Consider the following 18,793-nt stretch of genomic DNA (forward strand, 5'->3'; position numbering starts at 1 on the left):
AATTGAGCGATTACGAACTACACACCATCTCAAAGCAGCAAAAAGTTGGCGGATAGTTAACCGAAAATCGCTGAAAAATAGAAATGTAACATATTTTTTAAAAAGCATACTCATTTAAAAATATTAAATTAAAAAGTAACTTTTATGAAAAACATTTCGAGACGTTCGTTTGTTAATAAATTTGGGTTAGGCGTAGGTGCATCAATTGCCATTACAACTCTTCCATCATTTATAACACAAGAAAAAAGGCAAAAACCATATACTGGAAAAAAATTAAACATAGCTCTTTGTGGTTTAGGCAATTACGCCTCTATGTTAGCCTCTGGAATAGAAGTTTCTGAATATTGCAATCTAGCAGGAATAGTTACTGGTTCTCCTGAAAAAGCCATAAAATGGAAAGCCAAATACAATATTCCCGATAAAAATAGCTATAATTATCAAAATTTCGACGAAATAATTAATAATAAGGATATAGATTTAGTTTATGTTGTTTTGCCCAATGGATTGCATAAAGATTTTGTTATTCGTTCAGCAAAAGCAGGCAAAAATGTAATCACCGAAAAGCCAATGTCGATTTCTGTTGCTGATTGCGAAGAAATGATAAAAGCGTGTGACGAAAACAATGTTCAATTGGCTGTTGGTTATCGTTTGCATTACGAACCAACACATTTAGAAATTAAACGATTAGGACAAGAAAAAGTTTTTGGACAAGTGCGGTTTATAGAAGCCTCACTTGGATACAAAACGTATGACACACTTGATAAAACTACTATTGTTGATGAACAAAAAGATTGGAGATTAAATAAAAAATTATCTGGAGGAGGTCCATTAATGGATTTAGGTATTTATTGTATTCAAGCTAGTCGTTATGTTTTAGGAGAAGAACCAATCGCTGTTACTGCCCAATTTGGTAGGATCAATAATAAAGATCGGTTTTCAGAAACCGAAGAAACAATTTCTTGGCAAATGGAATTTCCAAGTGGTGCGATTGCCAATTGCAATACGTCTTGCGGTTTCAATATAGATAGGTTTTACGCATCTGCCGACGAAGGTTCATTTGAATTAATTCCAGCATTGAGTTATGGCCCTTTTGTAGGCAAAACATCGGAGAAAGAATTAAAATTTCCCGAAATAAATCAGCAAAAAACACAATTAGATGAAATATGTAAATTGCTAATAGAAAACAAAAAATTACCAAATCATATCACAGGAGAAGAGGGACTAAAAGATGTTAGAATTATTAACGCAATATATAAATCCGCCAAAACCGGAAAAAAGATTTTTCTAAAACAGAAAATCACGATAAATAAATAACCATTCGCCAAGCAGCGAAACGTCAGATTGCCTAAAAACCTCGATTTTGAGTTTTGTTCTCGAGCTCCTATCTTTGAAAAATCACAAATATGAGATTCTTAGGTTTTTTTAGCTTTTTAGAGAAATTGACGTTGGTAGCACTATTCGAAAACCGCATAAAAATTAAAAATAATTTCAAAAAATATATGAAAAAATACATACTTTCTTTACTATTATTTTTAATAATAAGCCTTAAAAGTTACTCGCAAATTATTTATGTAAAACAAGATGCGACAGGCTTAAATAATGGCTCTAGCTGGGAAAACGCATATACTGATTTATGCATAGCTATTAATTCTACACCTAGCGGACAAATATGGGTAAGCCAAGGAGTGTATTTTCCAACAACCGATTTGAATGGGCAAATACCTAGTGATTCTAGATTCAAGACCTTCAAATTAAAATTAAACATTGCCATTTATGGCGGTTTTAATGGAGTTGAGACTGATTTAAATCAAAGAAACTGGGTTAATTACCCAACGATACTCAGCGGTAATATTGGAGATACAAACTTGTACACCGACAATGTGATGAATGTTTTTTCCAGTGAATATGTAAATTTAAATTTAAACTCTATTCTCGATGGATTAACAATAAAAGGAGGATATGCAAATAATAATGGTGGCGGAATTTATGTAGATCAAACGAATGATGGGAGTTTTATAATAAAAAATTGCATCATAGAAGAAAATTTTGCTCGTGGAGAAGGCGGTGGGTTATATGTATTTAATAGTAATCCAATAATTGAAAATTGCATTTTCAGAAATAACAAGGCATTCAGAGGCGGAGGAATGTATTTATGGTATTCAGATGCAACTATAAGTAATTGCGAGATTTACAATAATATTGCGGATAACTTTCCTACTAGTGGTTCAAGTTCTCTAATAGCTGGGGGAATTTACATTGGCTCCTATTCAAGTCCTAAAATCTTCAATAATTCCGTAACGAATAATTTTGCTCGTGGAGAAGGCGGAGCTTTCGTAAATAACAGTAATTATGAAGTAGTTTTTAATAACAATATTGTGAGCGGGAATCAATCGCAAGATGGCGGCGCGTTATTTCTAGGTTGGACGACATATTGTTTTAATAATTTATTTTTTAATAATCAGGCAACAAGGTATGGAGGAGCAATATATATGGATTATGACCCCAACAGAAGTCAGTTTATCAATAATACGGTGGTTAATAATTCTGCTGGAAATGAAGGCGGTGGATTGTATATTACCGGAGCAAACCCTGATGTAACCAATAGTATTTTTTATAATAACACCAGTCCGATAGGTAGGCAAATAAGAGCCCTTAATGGAAATGGAAGCTGGTCTCCTGATTTTAGATATTGTGTCATACAAGGAGGTTTGGCAAATTTAGCAACAGTAGGTAATCCAATAGTCTATCAAGATAACATAGATGTTAACCCTTTGTTTATAAATGTAGCTAATAATAACTTCCGTTTGCAGGCTACATCACAATTAATCAATGCAGGCACAACTAACTCAACCGTAATAACAAATCCTTGGTCAGGTTCAAATGGACAGGTAATAAATTTTCCAATCACTGATTTAGATAAATACCAAAGAATTGTAAATACTATTGATATTGGAGCTTATGAATTTGGTAGCTCTCTTGGAATTAACACACCTGAAAAATTTAGTTTTACCCTTTATCCAAATCCTGCAAATGGAATTTTTAATATCAGTTCATATACAAATTATGATTCGTTTTCAGTATATAATATTCAAGGTATAGAGATTTTTCATAAGTTGAATGAATCAGCAATTAAGAGTATTGATCTTACCAACTACCCAACTGGATTGTACTTTGTTGATTTTTTCATAAATAACAAAAAATATACTTATAAAATAATTAATAAATAAGACTTAAGATTTTAATTATATAAATTGACAATCGATTAAAAAACACCCTCTGGCGCTCGTTTGTCCACGTTCTCTGGTGATCGTCTGGGACGAGTACCTACTTAAGTTAAGCGACAAAGTATAACGGTTGCAACGCTGATTGCTAAAAAACAGGGTATAATTATGACGAAGATAATTCTGTTTTTTGTAATGTAAATGCCGAATATTTATGGTAATCTGTTTATAATAGCCGCGTTGCATACGTTTTATTTGGTTCACACAACTAAGCAGGTGTACTATTCAAATAACGTGTTGTCAAAATTAAACTAGGATTACAAAAACCGTATCAAGTAGGCAATAAATTCAAATCAAAATGGAAACGAAAACATATAGAGTTGTTACCTCAATGTCAATGATATTAACCTTTGTAGCAGCAGCGGCAAGCATTATTGGTGTTGCGATAACTGGTTTTTATCCGGGGATTATTGTGCTATTGTTATTGACTTTGATCCCAATTTTGTCTAAATGTTACGCTAAAATAATTAGTAGGAAATCCAATATTTTTCAGAGAAATTACTACTTAACGCTCACAATTATTAATTTACTTACCATACTGGTTGTGTTATGGATGACACTAGTAATCGTACATGACCGAGTTCTTCATGACTGCTGTTGATCTTTATTATAGAATGTAATAGCGAAATATGCACCAATTATTCTGCAGGTGCTCATTCCGTCGCCAAATCAAGTTTCTTGGCTGTAGTACTATCAATAAGTTCAAACTGAAAATCTGAATCATCAAATTTTAAAGTTTCAGGAATAATGAAAGGAATATTCATGTAAGTTGTAACAACTCCATTTCCCCATTTGAAAATTTCACCCCGTCTTAACAAGACAAAAGGAGCCCATTTTTTATTCCCGCCGTATGATCTATAATCGTATTTTCCTTTAAGTGTATCTCCTATTTTTACGCCTCTTACTTCTCCAGAATCTTTGCCAGCACCGCCGTATTTTATCTCGAATTGCCCATAAAAATTATTCTCGGTTTCCATTAACCGCAGTAGCGCGATGTCTTTGCCTTTCAAGGCCTTATAAAATTTAAAGTTTTTAGGTTTGTCTGATTGACATCCAATAAAAATAAAAACGGTTACAATTGCGATTATACTTTTCATTCAGTTCCTGTTTTATAACAAAGATATATAATTAACAAATGGTAAAGTTCAATAACTATTTGTTGTGATTTTGGATAAAGTCTTTACCTATTGTTGCTCGTTTGACGCAGTTCTGCAATGCTTGTCTGCCATGAGTATTTAATAGATTGCTGCACCTTGCAAACGGGCACAGTGGGAGTTATAGGAGATATAGCTGCCACGCGGAAGAACAAGTATTGAAAGTACTTTGGGCTTCTACCTAAAACGGAAACCATTCGTGCAGAACGTTTTAACAGTTCCTCAAATCCGGGAACTTGGTGCTTGGCTTGATTGAGGATTTTGTTTTCTCTTAAGGCGTCAGGATGTTTTTTTTTGTAGTCATAACACTGTTTTTTAATTATATTAGCAAATTAATTAAAATTTAGATTGATGCCGCCAAAGGTTTAGCTCAACAGTGGTTTCCCGAAATGTAGGTTTTGGGGATTTCTGAAAGTCGATTTTGTACTTTTAAGTTTAGTCTTTAACCTAAAGGATATGCTTTCTTTCTTCTGCTCAGCGCCAAGCGGGTAATTGTAAGACGACCATTACGATATTGAATACAAACAAAACCATATAAAAAATGAAAAAAGATAAAATAATATTTTGGACTGCAACAACAATCATTGCATTATTTGAGGGAGTAATGCCTGCTCTGACTTCACAAACTGAATTGGCAAAAGAAGGAATTAGACATTTAGGTTATCCAGAATATTTTGGAAACGCATTGGTTGTCTTTAAAGTTTTAGGAGTTTTAGCATTAATTATTCCGCAAGTTCCTAGACGAATAAAAGAATGGGCTTATGCAGGTTTTGCTTTTGACTTTATCTTCGCTACCATCAGTCACGGAGCGGTTGACGGAATAAATGGGCAGACATTTTTTCCATTGGTCGTATTTGGAATTTTAGCTGTTTCTTACATTTACTATCATAAGTTAAACCCAAACAAAATTTAAATTAATTGATTTTGTCTTTGAAGTAATCCACTGATACTCGTTTGCAATGCGGATAGAAGAAAAATGACTGTTTCAGGAAAGGACAGAGTAAGAATGAAAAAGACCTTTAGAGATTTTCTAAAGGTCTTTTTTTATAAAAATGTATTTTCTTAGAAACCGTAATTAACGCCTAATCCAAATACTTCTCTAACCTGAACGGCTTGTATCGAATTGTCGTCATAAATGGCTTGTACGGCTACGTTAGCCGACAAGTATTTGTTTATTTTCATGATGACATTCATCTGGTAATCGACATCAATGTTTTGTGGATTGTCTAAATAATTAGAATATAAATTCAATCGGTTTTCTACAGATACATTCGTCATGATATTGAATTTATAATATCCAGAAATACTGGCTCCAAACTCAAATCGGGAAGAATCACCTTGCAATACTCCAAATGATGGTCCAAATTCAGTAAAATGAGGGTGAACAATAATCAGTTTTGCTGTTGCAGGAGAAAAATTGACGCTCAAATTATTGCTTTTTTTCCACCACATTCCAGGCCCAACTTGAAAATAAGCTGGAGAAAAGAAATGAGAAATTTTGAAGTTGTTTTTATCAAAACCAGAATCCATTTGAGTTTTGAAATTAAAAAACATAGAATAGTACCATTCACCTTGCGCTTTTTTACCCCAAAGTGAATTCAGTTCTAAACGGTCATCGGTTTTGGCTGTTTTTTCAGCTCCTTTTATTTTACTCAAACCATAAGCCAGAATGAATTTATTATCCCAAACTACATCTCCATTTTTATAGTTGAAATCGTAATTCAAACCAAAATTCCCCGCAACGTTTGAAGTTCCGCCTCCCAGCCATTGTTTGTTGTAAGCGGATTGATTAAAAAGTAAAGAAATATTTCCTTTTTTTGTCCAAAGTTTGGTGGTGTCTTTCGAAGTTTCTTCTTGCGCATTAACTGAAATCAGAGCAAAAAGAAAGAGTAAAGAAAATGCTATTTTTTTCATGTCTTTATTTTTTAAATACACTTTATAGGTATTCCTAAACGTAATATATTAGTTCCTTTTAGTCGCTTTGTATAATGGAACAGCGGAGCACGCTTCTCCATACATAATACTGCGTGCAAAAGGCTGTAAGTATTGTGCTGCCATTACATAAGCCCGCATGGGAACCGGTTTTCTGGAGCATCCTTTTATAATAACAGGCTTATTTTCATACACCGAATAGTCAATTTTAGGCAACAATTCTTCATAAAGAGAAGCGTCTAAATCTTCTAAGGTTCCATTGATAATTTTCTTTGCAAATGGCGCTAATTGAATCGCAACCAAAATAGAAGCCCAAGCCGGAACAATAGCATCCGTGCTGCAATTAATGGCGACATATTGCTCTTGATATTGCGACCAATCGTGATTTTTCAGCTGCTCTCTAAAGTCTTTTTCTTTCAATAAAAAACCTTCCAAAAGCCATTGCGAAATATCGATTTGCGTACGAATCCCTTTTGGATAATAATCTTCGAGATCGAAAACTTCCAAAACACTATTCGCAACTTTATTTATTATTTCCATTTATGAAGTCTTAAAGTCAAATGTCGAAAGTCATAAAGTCAACTACTTTGAGACTTTATGACTTTTGATATTAGAACTAATTTAAAGCATTCCCAATTCTAATTTTGCTTCTTCGCTCATTAAATCTTTGCTCCAAGGCGGATCAAAAGTAATTTCAACTTCAGCATCTTTTACATTTGTAATTGATTTTACTTTTTCTTCTACTTCTCTTGGTAAGCTTTCTGCAACAGGGCAGTTTGGGGAAGTAAGTGTCATCAGGATTTTTACTTCATAATCCGTATTGACCATTACGTCATAAATCAATCCTAATTCGTAAATATCTACAGGAATCTCCGGATCGTAAATGGTCTTTAATATTTTTACGATTGATTCTCCTAATTCGGCAGTGTCTATAATTGTTTCTTCCATTTTTATTTAGTTTTGATTGTTGAATGCCAAAGCATACATTTTAATATTTTTTATCATCGATACCAATCCATTGGCGCGTGTAGGGGATAAATGCTCTTTCAAACCTATTTCGTCAATAAAATCCATGTCGGCTTCTAGAATATCTTTCGCACTTTGATTTGAAAAAGTACGGATTAATATGGCGATAATTCCTTTGGTTAAAATGGCATCACTATCAGCAGTAAAAACAATTTTGTCATCATTTTGTTCGCCTTGCAACCACACTTTCGACTGACAGCCTTTGATTAGATTGTTTTCTGTTTTGAATTCTTCTTTGATTAAAGGAAGCTTTTTTCCTAGTTCGATGATGTATTCATATCGTTCCATCCAGTCGTCAAACATGGAGAACTCATCAACGATTTCTTCTTGTATGTCTTTAATTTTCATTGCTCTTTTTAACTAATGAAGTTATTTTATTTACGAATTTCTTGATTTTTTTTGGTGGAAAACCATTATCAAAACCAGTCGTTTCATAGGCTTTGTCTTTGTATGTGATTTTCAAATTGGCAATAGCCGCACCATCATAAAAACGTTTTTCAGTTGGTGCTTTTAATTTTGCTAAACTGTCTAGTTCAACTGTTTTAAAACATTCTACTAATTCTTTCCAGTCGGCATCAGCTATTTTTGTTGGTATCGCTTTATCGTTTCCATCTCGGTCTTTAGAAACGGTTACCATCTGATTTTTTACCGTTATCTTTTGATAGAAACCTCTGGTATTGGCAACATATTCAATTACGGCAGTTTCAATATCCTGTTTTTTTTGTGCTTCACAACCTTTTCCAAGAAAAATTGTCAGGAATAAAATAGATAGTATTTTCATATGTAGTTAATTTTAAATTTTTAAGACAACATAAGTTGTGCTTTTTTAATGGCTTCAACCATGCTGTCAATCTCTTCCTTAGTATTATAAAAAGCAAATGATGCTCTTATGGTTCCAGGGATTTTAAAGAAATTCATAATAGGTTGGGCACAATGATGACCTGTTCTTACGGCTATTCCTAATTTGTCAATTATCGTACCAATATCGTAGGGATGAATTCCTTCAATATTAAACGAAATTACGGAAGTTTTTGCTGCCGACGTACCAAAAATTTTCAAACCTTCAATTCCTAATAATCGTTGGGTTCCATATTCCAATAATTCTAATTCTTGTTGTTGAATGTTGTCAAAACCAACTTCATTCATATAATCAACTGCAGTTCCCAGAACAATTCCTCCGGCAATATTTGGTGTTCCGGCTTCAAATTTATGAGGCAATTCTGCATAAGTTGTTTTCTCGAAAGTCACTTCTTTAATCATTTCGCCTCCACCTTGGTACGGCGGTAATTTATTCAACCATGCTTCTTTTCCGTATAAAATTCCAGTTCCTGTAGGACCACACATTTTATGTCCGGAAAAGGCATAAAAATCACAGTCTAATTCCTGAACATCCGGTTTCAAATGCGGAACGGCCTGTGCGCCATCAATCAAAATCGCTGCGCCAACTTCATGCGCTTTGTCAATCATATATTTTATTGGATTGACAGTTCCAAGAGCATTCGAAATATGATTTACGGTTACAATCTTCGTTTTATCCGAAAGTAATTTGTCATATTCAGACATAATCAATTCGCCATCTTCATTCATTGGAATTACGCGCAAAGTTGCTCCTGTTTTCTCGCACAACATTTGCCAAGGCACAATATTGCTGTGGTGTTCCAATGCCGAAACCAAAACTTCATCACCCGGTTTCAAAATCGAAGCAAATCCATTGGCAACTAAATTTATTCCATGCGTTGTTCCGGATGTGAAAAGTACTTCATGGGCGAATTTTGCATTGATATGATTTTGAAGTTTACCTCGTGAAATTTCATAGGCATCGGTTGCCAGTTGACTCAAGGTGTGAACACCACGATGAATATTGGCGTTAATCTCTTGATAATATTTTGAAATTGCATCTATCACAACTTGTGGTTTTTGCGAAGTGGCTCCGTTGTCGAAATAAACCAATGGTTTCCCGTTTACTTTCTGAGAAAGAATAGGGAAGTCGGCTCTAATTTTATTAATATCTAACATGTGTCTGCTTTTTTATGTTTTTATTGGTCCGAAATAAAGCCAATAGTCAACATTTTTTTAGAGAAACTAATTTGGAATTAGTCTTTCATTATTTAGAATTTTTCTAAATACAAAAGTAGTGAAATTGGAATTAATTTTGGGCAAACACTTGTTAATAAAAGTTGTTGCTAATAAGAATTAAGAAAAATAAAACAGGACTGTGTTTTGTGAAACATCTTGTCTTTCTAAATTTAACCATTAAGGAATTAAGAAAAATTAAGGTGGTAGTTCTTAATGAAACTTAATTTCTTAATGGTTTATAAAAATCATTTTTAGCTTTTCTTATTGTTTACAAAATGTATGTTTTTTTCATTAAATTGCTTAAAATTAATTTACTATGAAAAAAATCTTCAGATTTGTTGGTTTTGCTTCTTTTATCGGAATCTTTTATTTTGGATTCACAACCTATCCAAAACTGGATTTAATTTCTGGCTTTTCAGCCAAAAGCATCGCTTCAGGTCATTTTATCGATAATCGTTCGCAGGAAATGATTGAGAAAGGCGACAATGATATCGACATGATTGATTTGGCCAAAAACAAAATTGAAGGTGCTGGAAAGTTTGTCGTTGCTTCGGTTTATGGTTTGAAAGAACGAAAAGCAATTTATCGGGAAGGTTTGGGCGCGACTTTAATCAACGATGATTTTGATGTAGCAAAGCCCTATGAAGTTCCGAAAAGAACTAAGTTAAATAACAATTTGCCTTTTCCGTATGGGAATAAGGAACCCAAAGCCAGCCTACCGAATGGCATGGACACCGTTTTTGCGAACGTAGATTATACTAAATTGAATGCGGCTGTCGCCAATGCATTTGATACAAAAGGACAAATCAAAAAAAGGACACGTTCCTTATTAGTAATTTATAAAGACAAAATCATTGCCGAAAAGTACGATACTGGTTTCGATAAAAACAGTAAAATTCTAGGTTGGTCCATGACCAAAAGTATTACCAGCGCCATGTTTGGAATTCTTCAAAAACAAGGTAAATACGATATCTATAAACCTGCTCCAATTAAAGAATGGGCAAATGATAAACGTAAATCGATTACAACAAGTGATTTGCTCCACATGAATTCCGGTTTACAATGGGTGGAGGATTACACGAAGATTTGTGATGCCACAAAAATGCTTTTCCAAGCCGAAGATATGACTCGGACACAACTGGAGAAACCAGCGGAGCATAAACCCAACACGCGATGGAATTACTCCTCAGGAACGACGAATTTGCTTTCTGGAATTTTGCGCAAGCAGTTCAAAACCCATCAGGAATATTTAGATTTTTGGTATTCGGCTTTGATTGATAAAATAGGAATGAATTCTATGGTAATCGAAACGGATATGGCGGGGAATTATGTGGGTTCATCCTACGGTTGGGCAACAACGAGAGATTGGTCTAAATTTGGGTTACTGTATTTACATAACGGCAATTGGAACGGGGAACAAATTTTCAATGAAGGTTGGGCTAAATACACTGCAACTCCCACAAATACTTCCAATGGAAGATACGGCGGGCACTTTTGGCTCAATGCAGGTGGACATTTTCCCGATGTTCCAAGAGATATGTATTACTGCAGCGGTTTTCAGGGACAAATGGTGGCGATTATTCCGTCTCTTGATTTAGTGATTGTAAGAATGGGTTTAAAGGAAGATCCTGAATTTGATTTTAATGGTATGTTGAAAGGGATTATTGGGAGTTTGAAGAAATAATTTTTATGATAAAGAATAAAATTTTACAATCAGTTTTAATGATAATTGGAGGTTGGTTTTTAATAGGTTTAGGTTATTCTACGAATCTAGGTTACTCAATAATAAATACATTTTGTTTTTTGGGAGGTCTTGTATTGTTTTTTATAGGAATTATAATGTTTATTCTTGCAGTAAGAGACTAAAAAATCAACCGCAAAGGGCACAAAGTTTAGTAAAAAACCTTGTGCCCTTTGTGCGTAAATCTTTGCGATCTTTGTGTCTAAAAACTACAAATCAAATCCCAATTTCACGCCTAATTTATTGGCGATAATAGTGGTAATTCGTTTTTTAAGTTCCGGTATTTTTATGTTTTCGATCACGGCATTTGAGAACGCATACATCAATAACGCTTTGGCTTCTTTTTTAGGGATTCCACGTTGTTGCATATAAAACATTGCTGTTTCGTCCAATTGTCCAACGGTACAACCGTGAGAACATTTTACGTCATCAGCAAAAATCTCCAATTGTGGTTTTGCGTTGATTGTCGCTTTGTCGCTCAATAAAATATTATTGCTTTTTTGGAATGCATTTGTTTTTTGTGCGTCTTTTTCCACATACACTTTTCCGTTGAAAACTCCTGTAGAACGATCAGCATAGATTCCTTTATAATCTTGGAAACTTTCGCAATTTGGAGCGGAATGCTTCACTAAAGTATAATGATCTACGTGTTGTTTTTCACCAATAATCGTGATTCCGTTTAACGTACTTGTCAATCGTTCTCCAAAGTGGTAAAAATTCAAGTTGTTTCTCGTTAAGTTTCCTCCAAAAGAAAAAGTATGAACCGAAACGTGACTTTCTTTTTGTTGAGAAACGTATGTATTGTCAATTAAATTGGCTTCAAGCGTATCGTTTTGAATTTTGTAATAATCAACGATAGCGCGTTTTTGAGCAAAAATCTCGGTAACAGAATTCGTTAAAACCGGATTTTCGTTTAAACTTTGATGACGCTCAATAATTTGAACATGAGAATTCTCCCCAACAATCACCAAGTTTCTCGGCTGAACCAAAAGAGCCGCTTCATTTCCTGTAGAGAAATACATGATTTCAATTGGTTTATCTGCTACTTTACTTTTCGGAATGTGGATATAGGCTCCTTCATTGGCGAAAGCCGTATTCAAAGAAGTCAAACTTTCCTCTTTATTGGCAATTTGGTTAAAATAAGTATCAATAACCATTTTGTATTTTGGTTTGGTCAATGCCGATGACATCAAGCAAACATCAATTCCGTCGTGTGTAGTTGACGATAAATGCGAACTGAAAACGCCATCAATAAACACTACTTTATAGGTGTCTATTTCGTGTAAAAAGTATTTTTTTACGTGGTTGAATTCAACTGCATTTTCTTGTTTTGGAAAAACGGTAAAGTCATTTTTTAAGATGGCGTTTAGCGAAGTGTATTTCCAAGCTTCGTCTTTTTTGGTTGGGAAACCTTTATTTTCAAAGTTTTTTATGGCGGCAGTTCTCACGTCATGAAGTTCAGAGTGAACATCCACACGCTCTTCAAAAGCCATAAAAGACGATAGTAATTTTTCTTTTAATTCCATTTTAATTTAAGTCTTAAAGTCGAAAGTCGAAAGTCGAAAGACTTTGGATTGTCAACGTAACGTTATTTATGAGTCTTTAATCTGAAAGTATTTAAAGTTATATTGAGGTTACCTCTTTATGACTTTAGACTTTATGACTTTGGACTCAGATATTTAATAAAACCACTTAACAATTTTGATATTTCTGTTATTGATTCTAAAAGTTTTTCAAATTCTTCTTTAGTAATATAATCCAAATCAAATGCTAAATATAATTGAGAACGAACTTCTCCAGCTGACGCTTTTGCAACATATAAAAAGTAAATAAACTCTTTGTCAGTATTTCTCTCAAACCCTTCCGCGATATTTGATGATATAGAAATTGAAGCCCGTCTAATTTGTCTAATGAAATCAAAGTCTTTCTTGAAATTTGTATTTTCAGTAATTAGGTAAATTCTTTTATTAAAAACTCTTGCTTTTTGCCAAGAATTAATTTCTTCGAAAGAACTAAATTTTCCCATTATTTTTTCTTTTGACTTTAGGACCTTAGGCTTTAGACTATTTTAATTTTAAGCTTCTTGTTCTTGTTTAATCCAGTCGTATCCTTTTTCTTCCAGTTCGTGTGCTAGTTCTTTTCCACCGGATTTTACAATTTTTCCGTTGTAAAGCACGTGAACGAAATCAGGAACGATATAATCTAATAAACGCTGGTAGTGTGTAATTACTACGATGGCGTTTTTGTCGCTTTTTAGTTTGTTAACACCATTAGCAACAATTCGTAACGCATCAATATCCAATCCAGAATCAGTTTCATCAAGAATAGCCAATTTTGGTTCTAGCATTGCCATTTGGAAAATTTCGTTACGTTTTTTCTCTCCACCTGAAAAACCTTCGTTTAGAGAACGTGACAAAAATTTTCGGTCGATTTCTAATAATTCTGATTTTTCACGAATCACTTTTAGCATTTCGTTAGCAGGCATTTCTTCCTGACCGTTTGCTTTACGCGTTTCGTTGATGGCAGTTCTCATGAAGTTAGTAACTGAAACTCCAGGAATTTCCACTGGATATTGGAACGAAAGAAAAACACCTTTGTGCGCTCTTTCTTCTGGTGCCAATTCAGCAAGGTCTTCTCCGTCTAAAGAGATTTCTCCTCCGGTTACTTCGTAGTTTTCGTTTCCTGCAATGATAGACGCAAGGGTACTTTTTCCAGCACCGTTTGGTCCCATAATCGCATGAATTTCTCCTGCTTTTACTTCAAGGTTAATTCCTTTTAATATTTCTTTGTCACCTATCGAGGCGTGTAAATTTTTTATTGATAACATAAACGTCTTGTTTTTATAAAGTCTTAAAAAGGTTATCCTACAGATCCCTCAAGAGAAATTTCTAATAATTTTTGTGCTTCTACTGCGAATTCCATTGGTAACTTATTCAATACATCTTTACTGAAACCGTTTACGATTAAGGCTATAGCTTTTTCGGTTGGAATTCCACGTTGGTTGCAATAAAAAACTTGGTCTTCACCAATTTTACTTGTCGTAGCCTCATGTTCGATTTTTGCCGATGGATTTTTACTTTCGATATAAGGGAAAGTATGTGCTCCACAATTGTTCCCCATTAATAAGGAATCACATTGTGAAAAGTTTCGGGCGTTATCCGCTCTAGCGCTAATTTGCACTAAACCACGGTAACTGTTTTGTGATCTTCCGGCAGAAATTCCTTTAGAAATAATGGTCGATTTAGTGTTTTTACCTAAATGGATCATTTTGGTTCCTGTATCGGCTTGTTGGAAATTATTGGTTACAGCAATCGAATAAAATTCGCCTGTTGAATTGTCTCCCTTTAAAATAACGGAAGGATATTTCCAAGTTATAGCTGAACCAGTTTCTACTTGAGTCCAAGAAATTTTTGCGTTTTTCTCGCAGATTCCTCTTTTGGTCACAAAATTGAAAACTCCGCCTTTTCCTTCTTTATTTCCAGGATACCAGTTTTGAACGGTTGAATATTTTATTTCGGCATCGTCTAATGCGATTAATTCTACTACTGCAGCGTGCAATTGGTTTTCATCACGACTTGGAGCAGTACAACCTTCTAGGTAAGAAACATAACTACCTTCGTCAGCAACTAATAATGTTCGCTCGAATTGTCCTGTTCCTGCCTGATTGATTCTAAAATAAGTCGAAAGTTCCATTGGGCAACGAACGCCTTTTGGAATATAACAGAAAGAACCATCAGAGAAAACTGCCGAATTTAGCGCCGCATAAAAATTATCTTTTTGTGGCACAACCGTTCCTAAATATTTACGAACTAATTCTGGATGCTCTTTAATAGCTTCAGAGATACTCATGAAGATAATTCCTTTTTCTCCTAATGTTTTCTTGAAAGTAGTCGCTACTGAAACCGAATCGACTACAATATCCATGGCTACATTATTCATCATCTTTTGCTCATCGACCGAGATACCTAACTTTTTATACATTTCTAAAAGTTCAGGATCTACATCGTCCAATGTTTTATTAGGATCTACCGCTTTTGGAGCTGAATAATAGGAAATGGCCTGAAAATCAGGTTTCGTATAATGAACATTTGCCCATTCTGGCTCGATCATTTGCTCCCAAGCACGAAAAGCCTCAAGACGCCAATCCGTCATCCATTGTGGTTCTCCTTTTTTGTGTGAAATAGCGCGAACGATATCTTCATTTAGACCAATAGGAAACGTTTCCGATTCTAATTCGGTGTAAAATCCGTATTCGTATTCTTTATTTTCGAGTTCGATTTTTAAGTCGTCTTCTGTGTATTTGCTCATTCTTATGTAAAGATTTAAAGATATAAAGATTCAAAATTGAACCCTAAACTTTATTATTGATGTCTAAATATTAAAGAGAAAAACTCTCACCGCATCCGCAAGTTCTTTGTGCGTTTGGATTATTGAAAACAAATCCTTTTCCATTAATTCCTCCTGAGAATTCTAAAATTGTTCCGGCTAAGTACAGAAAAGATTTTTTTTCAACAGCAATAGTTATATCATTGTCTACAAAAATTTTATCGTCGTCGCTTTTTGTTTTATCAAATTTTAAATCATAAGACAATCCAGAACATCCGCCGCTTTTTACGCCCACTCTTACGTAGTCGTTTGCAGCATCAAAACCATCATCTTTCATTAGATCGATGATTTTTTTTCTTGCAGTGTCAGAAACTTTTATCATAGCTTATATTGATTTTGTCTAAATTAAGGACAAAGATAGTGCATAAAAATCTTTTTCCATAATTGATAACATTTTTATAGCAAATGACAAAATAGAAAAAACCTATTTGAAACCGATAAAAGGGTTTGAAATCCCTAACTTTGGTTCGTCTCGAAAAAAGAAAAATCATGAAATTATATCCTATAGAAACCGGAAATTTTAAATTAGATGGCGGAGCCATGTTTGGCGTGGTGCCAAAAACTATTTGGAACAAAACCAATCCTGCCGATCAAAATAACCTGATTGATATTGCTGCGCGTTGTCTGTTAATTGAAGATGGCGATAAATTGATTTTGATTGATACTGGAATGGGAAACAAACAATCCGAGAAGTTTTTTGGGTATTATTCGCTTTGGGGAACGCATTCGATGGATAAATCCTTAGCCAAATTTGGTTTTCATCGCGATGATATTACTGATGTTTTTATGACGCATTTGCATTTTGACCATTGTGGTGGAAGTGTGCAATGGAATAAAGATAAAACAGGTTATGAACCCGCTTTTAAAAACGCCAAATTTTGGAGCAACGACAGTCATTGGGAATGGGCGACAAAACCAAATCCTAGAGAAAAAGCCTCGTTTCTTTCTGAAAATATTTTACCGATGCAGGAAAGTGGTCAGCTGCATTTTATCCAAAGACCTGAAGGTGATTTTCTTGAAAAATCGGAACTGGGGTTTGGTATTTTCTTTGCCGATGGCCATACCGAAAAGCAAATGATTCCGCATATTCAATATCAGGATAAAACCATTGTTTTTTGTGCTGATTTATTGGCAACAGCAGGACACGTTCCCATTCCTTATGTAATGGGATATGATACCAGACCTTTATTGACCATGCCAGAAAAAACAAAATTTCTAAATGCTGCTGCAGAGAACAATCACTATTTATTTTTGGAACACGATGCCCATAATGAAATTATAACTGTTGAGAAAACAGAAAAAGGTGTTCGGTTGAAAGAGCGATTTACTTGTGAACAAATCCTAACATAATGTTAACCTCGCATATTTTTGTAACAAAATAATTTATTTTCGACAAATATTTAAAACTTAACATAATTTTCAATGAATAGTATTAAACCAATTTATTTATCTGCATTTGCCCTATTGGTTCTGGCAGGATGCGGCGCTTCAAAACAAGTTTCTAATTCTGGTGTAACACTTACGGCAATAAGCGCACCTTTGAACATTACCAAAAAGGCACCAATAACTGAAAACGATTTAAAACGTTGGAGTCATTTAGACCTTGTAAAAGATACGATTCCGGGAATGAGCGTTGATAGAGCATATTCTGAATTATTGAAAAATAAAAAAGGAGTGAAAGTTATCGTGGGGATTGTAGATTCAGGAGTGGATATTGAGCATCAAGATTTAAAATCGGTGGTTTGGACCAATACAAAAGAAATTGCAGGAAACGGAATTGATGATGATAAAAATGGATATGTTGATGATATTCACGGTTGGAATTTCCTTGGAGATATTACTAAAGAAAATTACGAATATGAACGAATCATCAAGAACAAAAACATAGTTGATGAAGTAACATATCAAGCAGCAAAAGCGGCAAATGATACTAAAATTACCGATGCCGCTAAAGGGAAAACACGCTTGGAACAAATGTTAGTTACCTTAAACGAAGGTGATGCTAGATTAATCAAGCATTTTGGAAAACCAGTTTATACAATTGAAGAAGTGAAAGCAATTGTTTCACAAGAACCGGAAGTACAAAAAAGTAAAGCTGCTATGGAGCAAATGCTTTCTTATGGAATGCCTTTAGCTGACTTAAAAGTTGCTGTTCAAAAACAATTAGATGGTTTTAATTCGCTTCTACAAGGGGATAACCTATCAACAGATTACAGAAAAGTTGTGGGCGATAATCCGGAAGATATTACGGATACAAAATACGGAAATAACAACGTTATGGGGCCTGACAAGAATGCAATTCTTCATGGAACTCACGTTGCCGGAATCGTTGCTCAAGTTAGAAACAATCAATTGGGCGGAGACGGAATTGCAAATAATGTAGAAATCCTAACCGTTCGTGCGGTACCTGATGGTGATGAATACGATAAAGATATTGCTCTTGGTATTCGTTATGCAGTTGATAATGGCGCTAAAGTAATTAACGGAAGTTTTGGGAAAAGCTTTTCACCGCACAAGCAATGGGTTTATGACGCTATCAAATATGCAGAGAAAAAGGATGTATTAATTGTTCATGCTGCCGGTAATGATGCAAAAAATCTCGACACCGAAAATAATTTTCCTAACGATTCGGATGATAAAGTAACTGAGTTTGCTGATAATGTAATCACAATTGGTGCATTAAATTTTGAATACGGAAATAAAGTAGTGGCACGGTTTTCTAATTTTGGAAAAAACAATGTAGACGTTTTTGCACCGGGAGTAAAAATCTATGCGACTACACCAAATGATACTTACAAATATTTACAAGGAACATCAATGGCTTCGCCAAATGTTGCGGGAGTTGCAGCAATAATTCGTTCGTATTACCCAAAGTTATCTGCACAACAAGTGAAACACATTTTGATGGATTCAGGTGTGGCCATTACAACAGAGGTTATTGTTGGTGGAAAACCAGCTGAAACGCGTTCTTTTACTACCTTATCTAAATCAGGTAAAATCGTAAATGCTTATAATGCATTATTGATGGCTGAAAAAATGTCTGAAAAATAATAAATCAGTTTATTTATAAATGGAAGGGCAGATTGTCCTTCCATTTTTATTTAGAACAAGATGAAAACACCCTTAAATATTCATTTCTTTGCTTTCTAATAAATCTTAATGGAGTGTTAATCCATCTAAGTTTTGTGACAAAAAAG

19 protein-coding genes are annotated in these 18,793 nt (G+C 34.4%); 7 read left to right on the forward strand and 12 right to left on the reverse strand.

Going from position 1 to position 18,793, the window contains the following annotated elements; genetic code table 11:
- The first annotated feature begins 144 nt into the window (after window positions 1–144).
- Together T410_RS04915 and T410_RS04920 are read left to right on the forward strand one after the other, a co-directional pair.
- Window positions 145–1,314, forward strand: a complete 1,170-nt coding sequence (locus T410_RS04915) for a Gfo/Idh/MocA family protein (RefSeq protein WP_035669115.1) — start codon at window positions 145–147, stop codon at window positions 1,312–1,314.
- Between the two features lie 185 nt (window positions 1,315–1,499).
- Entirely contained in the window at window positions 1,500–3,227 is a 1,728-nt protein-coding gene (locus T410_RS04920) for a right-handed parallel beta-helix repeat-containing protein (RefSeq protein ID WP_193743724.1), read from the forward strand.
- A gap of 707 nt (window positions 3,228–3,934) precedes the next feature.
- Here the strand turns inward: T410_RS04920 and T410_RS04925 are convergent.
- A complete protein-coding gene (locus T410_RS04925) occupies window positions 3,935–4,378 on the reverse strand; it encodes a hypothetical protein (protein WP_051929354.1) in 444 nt (147 codons plus the stop codon).
- A 598-nt stretch (window positions 4,379–4,976) separates the two neighbouring features.
- Between T410_RS04925 and T410_RS04930 the strand changes: the two genes are divergently transcribed.
- On the forward strand, window positions 4,977–5,348 hold the full coding sequence (locus T410_RS04930) for a DoxX family protein (protein WP_035669117.1): 372 nt from the start codon (window positions 4,977–4,979) through the stop codon (window positions 5,346–5,348).
- A 149-nt stretch (window positions 5,349–5,497) separates the two neighbouring features.
- On the opposite strand, the gene T410_RS04935 is transcribed toward T410_RS04930, so the two are convergent.
- The 6 genes from T410_RS04935 to T410_RS04960 all read right to left on the reverse strand — a co-directional run bounded on the left by T410_RS04935 (window position 5,498) and on the right by T410_RS04960 (window position 9,409).
- Window positions 5,498–6,349, reverse strand: a complete 852-nt coding sequence (locus T410_RS04935) for a DUF3078 domain-containing protein (protein WP_035669118.1) — start codon at window positions 6,347–6,349, stop codon at window positions 5,498–5,500.
- Window positions 6,350–6,397: 48 nt separating this feature from the next.
- Entirely contained in the window at window positions 6,398–6,907 is a 510-nt protein-coding gene (locus T410_RS04940) for a DUF2480 family protein (protein WP_035669119.1), read from the reverse strand.
- 81 nt (window positions 6,908–6,988) lie between these two features.
- Window positions 6,989–7,315, reverse strand: a complete 327-nt coding sequence (locus tag T410_RS04945; protein ID WP_035669120.1) for an SUF system Fe-S cluster assembly protein — start codon at window positions 7,313–7,315, stop codon at window positions 6,989–6,991.
- A 6-nt stretch (window positions 7,316–7,321) separates the two neighbouring features.
- The gene (locus T410_RS04950; RefSeq protein WP_035669121.1) at window positions 7,322–7,741 is read right to left on the reverse strand and encodes a SufE family protein; all 420 of its coding nucleotides are present in this window, start codon (window positions 7,739–7,741) and stop codon (window positions 7,322–7,324) included.
- Window positions 7,731–8,174, reverse strand: a complete 444-nt coding sequence (locus tag T410_RS04955; RefSeq protein WP_035669123.1) for a hypothetical protein — start codon at window positions 8,172–8,174, stop codon at window positions 7,731–7,733. Before T410_RS04955 ends, T410_RS04950 begins: the two co-directional genes overlap by 11 nt.
- Window positions 8,175–8,194: 20 nt before the next feature.
- Window positions 8,195–9,409, reverse strand: a complete 1,215-nt coding sequence (locus T410_RS04960; protein WP_035669125.1) for an aminotransferase class V-fold PLP-dependent enzyme — start codon at window positions 9,407–9,409, stop codon at window positions 8,195–8,197.
- Window positions 9,410–9,785: 376 nt separating this feature from the next.
- Between T410_RS04960 and T410_RS04965 the strand changes: the two genes are divergently transcribed.
- Together T410_RS04965 and T410_RS17030 are read left to right on the forward strand one after the other, a co-directional pair.
- Entirely contained in the window at window positions 9,786–11,153 is a 1,368-nt protein-coding gene (locus T410_RS04965) for a serine hydrolase (RefSeq protein WP_035669126.1), read from the forward strand.
- 5 nt (window positions 11,154–11,158) lie between these two features.
- On the forward strand, window positions 11,159–11,335 hold the full coding sequence (locus T410_RS17030; protein ID WP_193743725.1) for a hypothetical protein: 177 nt from the start codon (window positions 11,159–11,161) through the stop codon (window positions 11,333–11,335).
- An 84-nt stretch (window positions 11,336–11,419) separates the two neighbouring features.
- Here T410_RS17030 and sufD read toward each other — a convergent pair whose 3' ends face one another.
- The 5 genes from sufD to T410_RS04990 form a co-directional block, all read right to left on the reverse strand.
- Window positions 11,420–12,736, reverse strand: coding sequence for a Fe-S cluster assembly protein SufD (gene sufD, locus T410_RS04970; RefSeq protein ID WP_035669128.1), 1,317 nt, complete (start codon window positions 12,734–12,736; stop codon window positions 11,420–11,422).
- A 131-nt stretch (window positions 12,737–12,867) separates the two neighbouring features.
- Window positions 12,868–13,236: a four helix bundle protein gene (locus T410_RS04975; protein WP_035669129.1), complete on the reverse strand. Its 369-nt coding sequence runs from the start codon at window positions 13,234–13,236 to the stop codon at window positions 12,868–12,870.
- Window positions 13,237–13,284: 48 nt separating this feature from the next.
- On the reverse strand, window positions 13,285–14,037 hold the full coding sequence (sufC, locus tag T410_RS04980) for a Fe-S cluster assembly ATPase SufC (RefSeq protein WP_035669130.1): 753 nt from the start codon (window positions 14,035–14,037) through the stop codon (window positions 13,285–13,287).
- Window positions 14,038–14,069: 32 nt separating this feature from the next.
- Window positions 14,070–15,518 carry a Fe-S cluster assembly protein SufB gene (gene sufB / locus T410_RS04985; RefSeq protein WP_035669131.1) on the reverse strand — a complete coding sequence of 483 codons (1,449 nt, stop codon included), beginning with the start codon at window positions 15,516–15,518 and terminating at the stop codon, window positions 14,070–14,072.
- A 70-nt stretch (window positions 15,519–15,588) separates the two neighbouring features.
- Complete coding sequence (locus T410_RS04990) at window positions 15,589–15,918, reverse strand: iron-sulfur cluster assembly accessory protein (RefSeq protein WP_035669133.1); 330 nt, start codon at window positions 15,916–15,918, stop codon at window positions 15,589–15,591.
- Between the two features lie 167 nt (window positions 15,919–16,085).
- Between T410_RS04990 and T410_RS04995 the strand changes: the two genes are divergently transcribed.
- Entirely contained in the window at window positions 16,086–16,946 is an 861-nt protein-coding gene (locus T410_RS04995) for an MBL fold metallo-hydrolase (RefSeq protein WP_035669135.1), read from the forward strand.
- Window positions 16,947–17,018: 72 nt separating this feature from the next.
- Complete coding sequence (locus tag T410_RS05000) at window positions 17,019–18,647, forward strand: S8 family peptidase (protein ID WP_035669137.1); 1,629 nt, start codon at window positions 17,019–17,021, stop codon at window positions 18,645–18,647.
- Window positions 18,648–18,793: the final 146 nt, after the last annotated feature.

It is taken from the genome of Flavobacterium sp. 83 (assembly GCF_000744835.1).
Lineage (GTDB): Bacteria > Bacteroidota > Bacteroidia > Flavobacteriales > Flavobacteriaceae > Flavobacterium.